General features: G+C 53.2%; 13 protein-coding genes. 8 read left to right on the top strand and 5 right to left on the bottom strand.

Annotated features, from left to right (window positions below; genetic code table 11):
* Positions 1 to 15: 15 nt before the first annotated feature.
* Complete coding sequence (locus tag PUV47_RS03905; protein WP_274217141.1) at positions 16 to 609, top strand: L,D-transpeptidase; 594 nt, start codon at positions 16 to 18, stop codon at positions 607 to 609.
* A 74-nt stretch (positions 610 to 683) separates the two neighbouring features.
* On the opposite strand, the gene PUV47_RS03910 is transcribed toward PUV47_RS03905, so the two are convergent.
* A complete protein-coding gene (locus PUV47_RS03910) occupies positions 684 to 1,010 on the bottom strand; it encodes a DUF971 domain-containing protein (RefSeq protein ID WP_274217142.1) in 327 nt (108 codons plus the stop codon).
* A 184-nt stretch (positions 1,011 to 1,194) separates the two neighbouring features.
* On the opposite strand from PUV47_RS03910, the gene moaA reads away from it, so the two are divergent.
* Entirely contained in the window at positions 1,195 to 2,226 is a 1,032-nt protein-coding gene (gene moaA / locus PUV47_RS03915) for a GTP 3',8-cyclase MoaA (protein ID WP_274217144.1), read from the top strand.
* Positions 2,227 to 2,298: 72 nt separating this feature from the next.
* On the opposite strand, the gene PUV47_RS03920 is transcribed toward moaA, so the two are convergent.
* The 3 genes from PUV47_RS03920 to apbC all read right to left on the bottom strand — a co-directional run bounded on the left by PUV47_RS03920 (position 2,299) and on the right by apbC (position 5,518).
* Complete coding sequence (locus tag PUV47_RS03920; RefSeq protein WP_274217145.1) at positions 2,299 to 2,475, bottom strand: Flp family type IVb pilin; 177 nt, start codon at positions 2,473 to 2,475, stop codon at positions 2,299 to 2,301.
* Positions 2,476 to 3,056: 581 nt separating this feature from the next.
* A complete protein-coding gene (locus tag PUV47_RS03925; protein ID WP_274217146.1) occupies positions 3,057 to 4,022 on the bottom strand; it encodes a DMT family transporter in 966 nt (321 codons plus the stop codon).
* Between the two features lie 281 nt (positions 4,023 to 4,303).
* Positions 4,304 to 5,518: an iron-sulfur cluster carrier protein ApbC gene (gene apbC / locus PUV47_RS03930; RefSeq protein ID WP_274217147.1), complete on the bottom strand. Its 1,215-nt coding sequence runs from the start codon at positions 5,516 to 5,518 to the stop codon at positions 4,304 to 4,306.
* A gap of 305 nt (positions 5,519 to 5,823) precedes the next feature.
* Here apbC and PUV47_RS03935 point away from each other — a divergent pair, with 305 nt between their 5' ends.
* The 6 genes from PUV47_RS03935 to PUV47_RS03960 all read left to right on the top strand — a co-directional run bounded on the left by PUV47_RS03935 (position 5,824) and on the right by PUV47_RS03960 (position 10,996).
* Positions 5,824 to 6,282, top strand: a complete 459-nt coding sequence (locus PUV47_RS03935) for a BLUF domain-containing protein (protein WP_274217148.1) — start codon at positions 5,824 to 5,826, stop codon at positions 6,280 to 6,282.
* 146 nt (positions 6,283 to 6,428) lie between these two features.
* Positions 6,429 to 7,148 carry a molybdenum cofactor guanylyltransferase MobA gene (mobA, locus tag PUV47_RS03940; protein ID WP_274217149.1) on the top strand — a complete coding sequence of 240 codons (720 nt, stop codon included), beginning with the start codon at positions 6,429 to 6,431 and terminating at the stop codon, positions 7,146 to 7,148.
* Positions 7,149 to 7,489: 341 nt separating this feature from the next.
* A complete protein-coding gene (locus PUV47_RS03945) occupies positions 7,490 to 8,266 on the top strand; it encodes an ABC transporter substrate-binding protein (protein WP_274217150.1) in 777 nt (258 codons plus the stop codon).
* 86 nt (positions 8,267 to 8,352) lie between these two features.
* The gene (locus PUV47_RS03950) at positions 8,353 to 9,063 is read left to right on the top strand and encodes an ABC transporter permease (protein WP_274217151.1); all 711 of its coding nucleotides are present in this window, start codon (positions 8,353 to 8,355) and stop codon (positions 9,061 to 9,063) included.
* Complete coding sequence (locus PUV47_RS03955) at positions 9,060 to 9,968, top strand: ABC transporter permease (RefSeq protein WP_274217152.1); 909 nt, start codon at positions 9,060 to 9,062, stop codon at positions 9,966 to 9,968. Before PUV47_RS03950 ends, PUV47_RS03955 begins: the two co-directional genes overlap by 4 nt.
* Positions 9,969 to 10,117: 149 nt before the next feature.
* Positions 10,118 to 10,996: an NAD(P)-dependent oxidoreductase gene (locus tag PUV47_RS03960; protein ID WP_274217153.1), complete on the top strand. Its 879-nt coding sequence runs from the start codon at positions 10,118 to 10,120 to the stop codon at positions 10,994 to 10,996.
* Positions 10,997 to 11,053: 57 nt separating this feature from the next.
* Here PUV47_RS03960 and PUV47_RS03965 read toward each other — a convergent pair whose 3' ends face one another.
* Positions 11,054 to 11,545 carry an Lrp/AsnC family transcriptional regulator gene (locus PUV47_RS03965; protein WP_274217155.1) on the bottom strand — a complete coding sequence of 164 codons (492 nt, stop codon included), beginning with the start codon at positions 11,543 to 11,545 and terminating at the stop codon, positions 11,054 to 11,056.
* Between the last annotated feature and the right edge of the window lie 221 nt (positions 11,546 to 11,766).

An 11,766-nucleotide genomic window follows, 5' to 3' on the forward strand; every position in this document is an offset into this window, starting at 1 on the left:
TTACAGGGGATCACTATGCTCAGACTGTTGGCCATCGCGGCCATCCTGCTGACCGCAGGCTTTGCAGCAACATCGTCTCAGGCCGCAAGCGGCAAATTTTTCGACCCAACCTCCAAAAAGTGGGTGTCTTACGGGGCAGCCAATTACGGTAAGTCTCCCATCAAGCGCAAGATGGTTTCATACAGTGGCCCCTATGGACCGGGCACTATTGTTGTAAACACACAGGAGCGGCGCCTCTACCACATCTATCCGGGTGGCCAAGCCATGAAGTACGGTGTTGGCGTTGGCCGTGACGGCTTTCAGTGGGCAGGGACACACCGCATCACTCGAAAAGCTGAATGGCCAGGTTGGACACCACCAGCCGTGATGCGTGAACGTGAGCGTCGCAAAGGCCGTATTCTTCCAGCTTACATGGAAGGTGGTCCCAACAATCCATTGGGTGCCCGAGCGCTTTACATCGGCTCTACCATCTACCGTATCCATGGTTCCAATGAGCCATGGACAATTGGCTCAGCGGTTTCATCCGGGTGCATTCGTCTTGCAAATGAGGACGTCATCCACCTCTATGAGAACGTGCGAGTTGGTTCAAAGGTGGTTGTGCTTCGCTAGCCTCAGACTGCCCATTGGACCAAGCGGCCTTGCGAGCTTCGACTCCCTCGCAAGGCTGTTTTTGTTCACAGACCCTAGTCCCTTGAAAGCCCCTTCGCCTCCAGCTCCTTCAGATAGCGCTCCCACAGTTTTGAGCGGCCTCGATTGAGGTCGTCAAAATAGCTCCACGTAAAAATCCCGGTGTTGTGGAGATCGTCGAACACAAGTTTTACGGCATAGTTTCCTACCGGCTCCACCCCGATTATCTGAACCTGACGCTTTCCCGCGACGGTCTTTCTCTGGTGCGGTGCATGCCCCTGAACTTCTGCACTCGGAGAATTTACGCGCAAGAACTCGGCAGTGAACTCAACGGCTTGCTTGTTGTCGTAGGACACAACGAGGGTTCGTTTATCTTGCTTCAATCGAATTTCAGTGGGCCACGGCACAGTCTCGGTTGCCAACTCTTTACTCCACGCTCTAACAGTTGCATTGCCCTGATGTGGGGCTTGGGTCAACAAAATGTCAATGCCCCGCCATTGACGCGTGTGCACCGATAATTAGATTGAATCCACAATAATACTTAGAAACCCATTTCAGGAGGGGCTTTTGGAGACGGCAAATTCCTTTGTGACCGCGCATCAGCCGCAATTGATTGACCCGTTCGGACGCGCCGTGACATATCTTCGTGTGTCCGTGACCGACCGCTGCGATTTCCGCTGCCTCTACTGCATGGCAGAGGACATGACGTTTCTTCCCAAGCGCGAAGTTCTCTCTTTAGAAGAGCTGGACCGGCTGTGTTCCGCGTTCATCGAGAAAGGCGTGCGGAAGCTTCGCCTGACTGGCGGGGAGCCCTTGGTGCGCAAGAACATCATGAGCCTCATCCGTTCGCTTTCAAGACACCTTCAAACAGGCGCTCTGGAAGAACTCACATTGACAACCAATGGCTCGCAACTGGCACGCTTTGCCGATGAACTCGCGGCGGCTGGCGTCAAGCGCGTGAATGTGTCCGTCGACACTCTCAACCCGGTGAAGTTCAAAGAGGTCACCCGCTGGGGCGATCTGGCAAAAGTCCTGGATGGTATTGAAGCCGCAAAGGCGGCAGGCCTTCAGGTCAAGATCAATGCTGTTGCCCTTAAGGGCGTCAACGAACACGAAATCATCCCCATGATGGAGTGGGCCCACGGCGAAGGTCACGACCTGACATTGATCGAAACCATGCCGCTTGGTGAAATCGACGGGGACCGTGTGGACCAGTATCTGCCGCTGAATACTGTTCGCGCGCGTCTGGAGGAACGGTTCACATTGGAGCCGCTCACCTACAAGACCGGCGGACCTGCACGGTACTATTCCGTTTCAGAGACCGGTGGACGCCTTGGACTGATCACGCCCCTCACCCACAACTTCTGTGAGGGCTGCAACCGTGTACGAGTGACCTGCACAGGGCAGCTCTACATGTGCCTTGGACAAGATGATCAGGCCGATCTGCGTGCGCCCTTGCGGGCCTCAGAGGGGAACGAATTGCTGTCACAGGCCATCGAGGAAGCAATCAGCCGCAAACCAAAGGGCCATGACTTCGTCATTGATCGAGACACAAAAAAACCGGCTGTCTCACGTCACATGAGCGTTACCGGGGGGTAAACTTGTATCGCGAATGAAAAAAACCCGCCAGCACACGCTGACGGGTTTACGCATGGCTATCACCACTAGTGACTATGATCCTGTCAAGCCCTCTGCGGTGAGCTTATCATTGATTGCTGTAAACGCCTGAGAAAGCTGATCCCCCAGAAGGCCAACTGCCGTGATGATCGCGACTGCGATCAAGCCTGCGATCATTCCATATTCGATTGCGGTCGCACCGGACTCGTCTTTCAGAAACTTTGCAAACATGTGTTTTACTCCAACTGAACCCAAATTGCCCCTACATGTCCCGAGGGCATGGCCAGACAATACGGAGCACTTTCTTTCCAATCTATGAACAAAAGGGGGGCAGAACTGTCATGCCAGAATCCAGAAGCGAAGGCAGGCAGAAAGCTGAGCATCCGCTTCGGCTAAAATTAGATAAGCAATTGTTTTAATAAGACTATTACCATCACATATGACTTTTAAATGTTTTTACCGTGCATTAACTAAAGCTTTAACTAGGCTGTAAAAAATCACAATGGCGGCAAACTCGACTTAGATGAATGACAGTTTTGTTGGGACTCACTCATCAAGATTCCCCAAAAGATAAAGGGCGCTATTTGCGCCCCAAAATCCACTTCAGAAATGTCAGCGCCGCTTTGGACCTGGCGCAACTTCCCCTCATCAGGAGGGTGTTCATTGGCTTGCCGTTGATTTCGGAAGCCGAGGCAAAATGGTGCACAATCATGATGGTTCTCCTTTTCGAACCTTTGGTTTTTCCGAGGGGGACAGCACCGTCCTCGGCAAGCGTTCCAGCCCGGTCACCACAGCCGGGCTGGGAAGAAAATTCAGGCTGTGGCAGCTGCCCGCGTTGAAGCGGGGTCCTGAGAAGCGCTCGGGCGGCTTGCTGCTTTTTTGTTGACTTCGGCCTGTTCCACGGCCTGTTCTGCGCGCAGACGCAACCGCTCACGATGAACAGTGTAGAGGCCTGAGCCAACGACGATCACCATTCCGGTCATCGTGATCCAGTCCGGGAACGTTCCCCAAACAAGCACACCAATTGCTGTTGCCCACAAAAGGCCCGTGTAACGCATTGGAGCTACCGCGACGAGTTCGCCCAAGCGGTTGGAAACAATAGCGAAGTAATAGGCCCCGATAATAAAGGCAGATGACCCGAGGATCGGCCAGAGGTACCACGTGTCCACCGGCACCCAGACTTCGGTTGCGCCAAGCCCCGCCCCCATGAAGGTGACGGCAACGCAGACAACAAAAGTCACACCAAATGAAGGGAGGCCCTTTGGCATGCGCCGGGTCACAAGATCTCGGGTGGCCATAAAGAACACCGCTCCAAGAGCCAGCAGGGCCCATGCGTCGAAGCCATCAAGTCCGGGCTGGATAATCAGCATCACACCAACAAAGCCGAAGGCCACAGCGCTCCAGCGCCGCCAACCGACAATCTCGCCATAAACAATGGCGGCACCTGCGGTCACCATAAGCGGCATGGCCTGCAGCATGGCAGTTGCGTTGGCCATTGGCATCTTGGTGAGTGCAGTCAGGTACATCATCGACCCAATCACTTCCAACAGCGCACGGGCCAGAACCACTGGATGGCACAGGCGCCAACCAATCTTAAACTGTCCCAGATAGAGGCACACCATACCCATCAATGCTGTTGTTACGAGGCCGCGGAGGAAGATAACCTGCCCCAGAGGCATTGTCTGGGCGGTGTATTTCAATGTCGCATCATTGAACATGAAGAAGGCGGTCGACAAAAACATTGCCAACAACGCGCGGCCATTTTCTTTGGCAAGCATTCCCTGGGCACTCCAAATCGCCGGGAGATTTACAATTTGAGAAAGCGGCAACCGAAGGTCTCCACACAGGTCGCCACATCCCCTTCGATCCGGTTGTTACCGTAACGCGATTTGGAGTAATTTAAGACGCGACAATACGACGCCTTAGAGCTATTTCTATTGAAATATCAGATATTTACATAGTTGTACGCACTAGGGTTTAGACGTAGACTTTAGGCTAAGAAACGAAACTCCCGCGCAGATCAGTCCGCGAGAGTTGCTTTTGCATCAGACAAGGTTCTTTACTCGATCACGATCCGAGGGGCTGGCTTGGTCAGCACTTCGCCTTTGTTCTCCAGCGCTGTCTTGATCTCCTCACCAATCGTCATATAGGCATGGCTCACAGTGCTATCTGGCGCGGCAGCGACGATCGGCGTTCCTGCGTCCGACTGCATGCGTAGCTCCATGGTGAGCGGCACCTCTCCCAAAAACGGCACCTTCATCTTTCGCGCCTCTTCCCGCGCACCGCCATGGCCGAAGATCTCATGACGTCCCCCGCAATCAGGGCACACAAAGTGGCTCATGTTTTCAATTACGCCGATAACGGGAATGCTAACCTTCTCAAACATCGCAACGCCGCGTCGCGCATCCAGCAATGCCAAGTCCTGCGGCGTGGACACCACGATACTGCCAGTGAGAGGCACTTTTTGCGCCATGGTCAGCTGGACGTCACCGGTGCCCGGCGGCATGTCCACCACAAGCACATCCAATTCGCCCCACGCTACTTCGCGCAGCATCTGGTTGAGAGCTGACGTTACCATGGGCCCTCGCCAAATCATGGCCGTTTCTTCGTCAACCAGAAAACCGATGGACATCAACTTGATCCCATGGGCCTCCATGGGCTTCATGATGCGCCCTTCGACGAGCTCAGGTTTGCCGGAAACGCCCATGAGTTTAGGAACTGAAGGGCCGTAGATATCAGCATCAAGCAAGCCGACGCGCAGCCCCAATCTGGAAAGCGCGATCGCCAGATTGGCGCTTGTGGTCGATTTGCCTACGCCGCCTTTGCCGGAGGCAACGGCAATGATGTTGGCAACTCCAGGCACCTCAAGTTTCCCCCCACCGCTCGGCCTTGAGGCTTGCGTTTCTGGCGCAAGGGACTTTTGCGCGGCCGGCCCAGAACTGACAGCTGCGGCGGGTGCTGAAGGTATTGGGGCTGATGCAGGCGCCCTGCCCGGAGTTTTTTCAGCCGTAAGCACGGCCATCACCTTTTCCACGCCCGGCAGGACGGAGACAATTTTCTCCGCCGCCTTGCGCATACCTTCAAGGCGTTCGGCCTCATTTGCCGGAATTTTAATGGAGAAAACCACGCGCCCATTCAGAATGGAAATGTCGCTCACCAACTGTTTTTCGACAATGTTGCTGGTGCCTGTGGGATCCTTGACCTGTTGTAAAACCTCCAGCACGCGCTCGTTTGTCAGTTCATCCTCTTGCTGGCGACCCTTCTTCCAAAACATCTCAAAGTCCCTGTTCTATGAGGCTCCAGCCCAACCCGGCGAGCCTGTTTGGTCTTGCTGTGCCCCACATGTAGGCATCTCGTGCCGCCTTGTCACGCAGGTAGCACCGCACCTATCACATCTATTTAGAGGAAACATTAGCCAGCCTAGTTACTTGAAACAAAATCAACTAGAGAAAGCACTGTTGCTTATTACAACTTTGATTTTATTTCCTCACTATTAACAAGCGCAAATCTTTCAAGAGTTCCCATTAGTTTTTTGGAAACCCTGATCTCCTAAGCTTTCCAAAGGTTAAGGAGAAAAACATGAGTGTCTCGCAGCTCTGCTATCGCAGTCGCATCCACTGGCCCGCGCTCCGGCACGATCTGGACACGGAGATGGACCTCACTTTGATGCGTATTCGTCGTATCAATTCCAGAGCTGGGGTTACCGGTGCTCTCATTCTCACAGATACCCATGTTTTTCAGATGCTGGAAGGACCATGGGAAGCCGTCAAACGCACATTCGAATGCGTTCTTCAGGACAAAAGACACAGTCATTTGACTGTGCTTCATAACGGCACACAAGAAAACAAGTTGTTTTATGGCAGCTGGATGCAGTTCTTTGACCTGAGAAGCGAGGACGATAGTAACGCTCCAGATCCGTTTGATGGCTTTTCAAGAAACGCTGACAGAATGCATCGCGACGGAGTGCTTGAACTCTTTCAAGTGCTGTCCCTGACACTTACCGAAAGGCAACTTACCAACCGCCTTTCCCTGATGTAGCCAGCTAATTACTGAATTGATTAAATTTTTGGGAAAACGCAAAATAGCCATTTTCACACGCATATGTTGAGATAACTTAGGGAAAACGCTTTTTTCAGATGCAACGCCAAGGCGAGACACCTGAAAAAACTACAGGAAAGATCCACATGTGCACCCCAAGCCATACGGGCAATCCGGATGCGACCTCAGCCGCTGCAGCCTCCTTCCAAAAGCAGGGGGTACGGGACCGCATTATCGGTTGCTTGCTGTGTGGCGGGCAATCTCGCCGTATGGGTGGGCATGACAAGACCTTGGCAGAGCTAAACGGCAGGAAACTGGTCAACATCACCGCCTCTCGCCTCGCCCCTCAGGTCAAGTCACTTGTCGTCAGCGTAAACAATCCGACCGAAGACCACATTGGCCTTGATGTACCGCTTCTCCCCGACACTCTTCCAGGCCAACTTGGGCCCATGGCGGGTATTCTGGCGGCGATGGAGTGGGCTCGAGTGAACGAGCCGGACGCTATCTGGATTGCAAGCGCTGCGGCTGATACCCCATTCTTCCCACTGGATCTGACTGAGAAGCTTGCAGAACCGGCTGGTAGTATTGTGCCACTGATTACCATGGCCCAGTCCCGCGAACAGCTTCACCCAACCTTTGCGCTCTGGCCCATCTATCTGGCGGAAGACATTCGTACCTATCTGTTGATGGGAGGTCGAAGCATTCAAGGCTTTGTTCGCGAACGCACCCCGCCAGTTGTCAGCTTTGGCGGACCAATCGTTGACGGTATTGAAGTCGACCCCTTCTTCAACATCAACACGCCACAAGACCTTGAGATTGCAAAGGTCGCAGATGCGAGTGTGATTGAAGCGGTCTTCAACCTCTAGTCTTTTGTTGCAGGCAACCAACTTCCCGCGCGCCCTGCAAGCCCTACACCACGCATACGTATATATCCCCAGATCCAGCGCCCTCGGCCCGCATACCCTTGAGATTCGAGGATATCGTTGGGTAAACTGCCTGTTTAACTGGTATATTAGCGGAATAATTTTCCCCAGATCCATCATATTGACGGCATATCATGCAATCTGACAGCGGATTTGACGAAAGTTTCAGCACTGGACCCGTCAATAAGCTTGATCCATGGAAAGATTTGATGTGAACTGAGTACGGGTCAAAACGGGGGCAACTCCACGAGAGCCCGTAACAAATAAACACCAGGGGAATAACAATGCGTTTTATGCGTTTTGCAGCTGTTGCGGCTTTGGCCGTAGCAACTATTGGGGGAGCTCATGCAAAGGACTGGAGCAAAGTTCGCATGGGCACTGAAGGTGCTTACCCTCCGTTCAACTATACTACTGCTGACGGCAAGTTGGTCGGGTTTGATATCGAAATCGGTAATGCACTCTGTGAAGAGCTCAAGATTGAATGTGAGTGGGTAACTCAGGACTGGGACGGCATTATCCCCGGTCTGGTTGCAGGCAAGTACGACACCATTCTGGCGTCCATGTCCATCACGCCTGAACGGCAGGAGCAGATCAGCTTCTCCAAAAAGTACTACAACACCCCTCCAGCAATCGCCGTTCGTAAGGATTCTGAACTAGCTGGCGTCACTGCGGATGACCTCAAGGACATTTCCATCGGCGCTCAGTCTTCCACAACGCACTCCGTATACGCTGAAGAATTCTTCACCGAATCCGACGTTCGCCTCTATCCAACCGCAGAAGAGTACAAACTTGACCTCGAAAGCGGCCGAGTTGATGCGGTAGTTGACGACGTGATGGTGCTTTCGCAGTGGATTGATTCTGAAGAAGGTTCTTGCTGTAAGATCCTCGGCACCCTAAAGTCCGTCCCACGGATCCACGGTGAAGGTGCTGGCATTGGCGTTCGCAAAGGCGACGAGGACCTTGCCAACATGTTCTCCGAAGCAATTGTGGCGATCCGCGCAAACGGCAAGTACAAAGAAATCAACGACAAGTACTTCAAGTTCGACGTTTACGGCGAATAAGCCTGCGCGACATCGGCTGTGTTACATGAGCGGCGGGGATGTATTCCCCGCCGTTCGCCTTAGGTGCAAGAAGGAACACCTTAGCAATGAATGACATTCTGGTAATGCTCTCGTTCGGTCCAGATGGTTGGGGAGACCAGATCGCAGCGGGCGTTTATATTACCGTTACACTGGCACTTGCCAGCCTGCCGCTTGGCCTTGCCACGGGTCTTGTTCTGGCGCTGGCGAAAAAATCCGCAGAGCCTTCTTTACGTGCATGGGCTGACGTCTACACGACAATCTTTCGCGGCCTTCCTGAATTGCTGACCCTGTTTTTGGTGTACTACGGGGGCCAGATACTCATTCAGGAAGTGCTCAGTGTTTTCGGGGTGACCAATTTTGAAGTCAGTGCCTTCTTTGCGGGCATGATCGCCCTGTCACTTGTTTTCTCATCTTATGCTTCCGAGGCCTTTCTCTCAGCTTTTCGCGGCATTTCCCAAGGCCAGTATGAAGGCGCGCATGCACTCGGGCTTTCCAAGCTCCAAACCCTGCGCTTGGTTATTCTTCCTCAATTGATCCGCCTGTCCCTGCCGGCGCTGGGAAACCTGTGGCTGATCTTGTTGAAAGAAACCAGTCTGGTCTCGATCATTGGTTTGAATGACATTATCCGCTATTCAAACATGGCCGCACGCACCACGAAGGAACCGTTCCTGTTCTTCTCCATCGCATGCGCCATCTATCTGGTTCTTGCGCTCATCTCTTCTGTTGGCATCTCACGCCTTGAAAAATGGACCAAGCGTGGGGAGGCCCCAAGATGACAAACAGCGTAACGAATACAGCCTTGCCAGACACCGCTGAACCGACAAATCAGAAGCCAGAGCCGCCAAAGAAAGGCTGGACGTTCGGGCGTGTTGTCGGGAACTTTCTGGTGACCCTTTGGATTATCGCGGGCCTTGGCATTCTTTATTTTCTGGTGGTACGCAACAACGTCACCATCAACTTCAATGTGGCTGAGGGCTTTCCTTGGGTTGATCTTAGTGCGGACCCAAAGTTCCTGCAACGCTATGGCATGAAGCTCCTTGAAGGTTTTTGGGTAACCCTTCAGGTCGTCGGTGTTTCGGTCCTTTTGGGCGCACTTCTCTCGGTGCCAATCGCCGCGATGCGCATGTCGAACGTGAAAGCTTTCTCGGTCATCGCATATGCGTACGTCTATTTTTTCCGCGGCACACCAATGCTGGCGCAGGTCTTTCTGATCTACTACGGCGCCGGATCTTTCATGCATGAACTCCGCGATATGGGGCTTTGGAGCTTTTTCAGAGATGCCTGGAACTGCGCCATCTTTGCATTCACGCTGAACACAGCGGCCTATCAGGCGGAAATTATGCGCGGTTCGATCCAGAACATGCCAAAAGGTCAGTGGGAAGCAGCATCAGCCCTCGGTTTGCCGCGCTGGCTCACCTTCTGGAAGATCATTCTACCGCAAGCATTGATTGTGTCCCTGCGCCCATACGGCAACGAGATCATCCTCATGATCAAGGGATCCGCGATTGTGTCCATCATTACCATTCTGGATCTGATGGGCGAAACACGCCGCGCCTTTTCTCGGACCTATGACTTTCAGGCTTATGTCTGGGCTGCCATCATGTATCTGGTCATGGTGGAAACGCTGCGCCGGATCTGGAACCAATTGGAAGCGCGTCTGACACGTCACCTCCAACGTTGAAGTTCAGCCCCCGCCCTAATTGGAGCGGGGGCTTTCTTTTGTGCCTACCTGCCCGTTCCATTGGCCTAATTGCTGGTTGCGCCACCAATCTGGAGCGCTAAACTCCGGCTCCAATCTGATCTAAAAACGAACAATCTGAGGGGGATAGCATGGCAAAAGTCGCTTTTCTTGGACTGGGTGTAATGGGCTACCCCATGGCAGGTCATCTGGCGACGCGTGGCAACCACGATGTCACCGTATACAACCGAACGACTGCAAAAGCAGAAAAGTGGGCCAAGGAATTTGGTGCCGCATTTGCTCCGACGCCTCAGAAAGCAGTTCAAGACTGCGACGTGGTTTTCTGCTGCGTTGGCAACGATGATGACCTGCGCGGGGTTACGACTGGTGACAACGGTGCCTTTGAAGGCATGAAAGCGGGTGCGGTATTTGTTGATCACACCACCGCGTCCTCAGAGGTCGCTCAGGAGCTCGCACAGGAAGCTGAAGCCAGAGGGTTTTCCTTTCTGGATGCCCCCGTATCCGGCGGGCAAGCAGGGGCAGAGAACGGGGTTCTGACCGTGATGGTTGGCGGAAACGAAACCGCGTACGAGCGCGCCCTTCCAATCATGGAGTGTTTTTCAAAAAAGGTTGGCTTGATGGGACCAAGCGGCGCAGGTCAGCAAACCAAAATGGTCAATCAGGTTTGTATCGCAGGTCTGCTTCAAGGCCTTTCTGAAGGCATACATTTCGCAGAAAAAGCTGGCCTTGATGTGGAGAAGGTCATTGAAGCCATCTCCGGCGGCGCTGCGCAGTCCTGGCAGATGGAAAATCGATGGAAGACCATGCATGCCAATGAGTATGAACATGGCTTTGCCGTTGACTGGATGCGCAAAGATCTGAAGATCTGCCTCAAAACAGCCGACGAGATCGGCGCACGCTTGCCGGTTACAGCGTTGGTGGATCAGTTCTACGCTGAAGTACAGGCCATGGGCGGTGGGCGCTGGGACACTTCCAGCCTGCTGGCCCGCATGAAGAAAGCCGACAGCTGAGACAAAGAAAAGCCAGAGTGACCGCACTCTGGCTAATGACTTTTCTAATTGTTGCTGTCAGGCGCCAGCCACCTTCGGTTTTTCGCTGGGAACATATCCAAGCGGCAGTTCCGTGGTGTATTTGATCTGTTCCATCGCAAAAGTGGTCGACACATCTGCAATTTCGATCTTTGCGATCAGGCGTTTGTAGAATGCGTCGTAGGCATCGATATCCGGCACAGCCACGCGCAACAAATAGTCCACCTGCCCTGCCATGCGGTAAAACTCGACAACCTCTGGAAACTCCCGGATGACATCGGCGAATTTTCGCAGCCAGTCATCGGTATGCTGGTTTGTGGTGATGGCCACAAAAGCCGTCACCTTGGCATTGACCTTTTTGGGGTCAAGCACCGCAACACGGCGCGTGATCACGCCGTCTTCTTCCAGCTTTTGAATCCGCCGCCAACATGGTGTGGTTGAAAGGCCTACTCTGCGCCCAATTTCCGCGACCGGAATGGTGCAGTCTTCCTGAAGTATCGACAGGATGCGTCGGTCGATGCGATCAATCATTTAGGGCCTCTGGTTGTTATCATGGCGAGCAGCTAGTGGTTCAGGCGTATCATAAAGTGTCCCACGCCTTGCGCTACGATCCGTTTTTTCTATTTCACCAGAATTGTAGATCAAAATTCTAACTGAATAGACTTTTTAATGTGGTGGTTTCTCTACATTTACAGAAATCACCATTAGTGTGGAACCACTTTCCAACGGCTCCGATCTTTTTTGATGTTCGG

It is taken from the genome of Pseudovibrio exalbescens (assembly GCF_028737195.1).
Lineage (GTDB): Bacteria > Pseudomonadota > Alphaproteobacteria > Rhizobiales > Stappiaceae > Pseudovibrio > Pseudovibrio zosterae.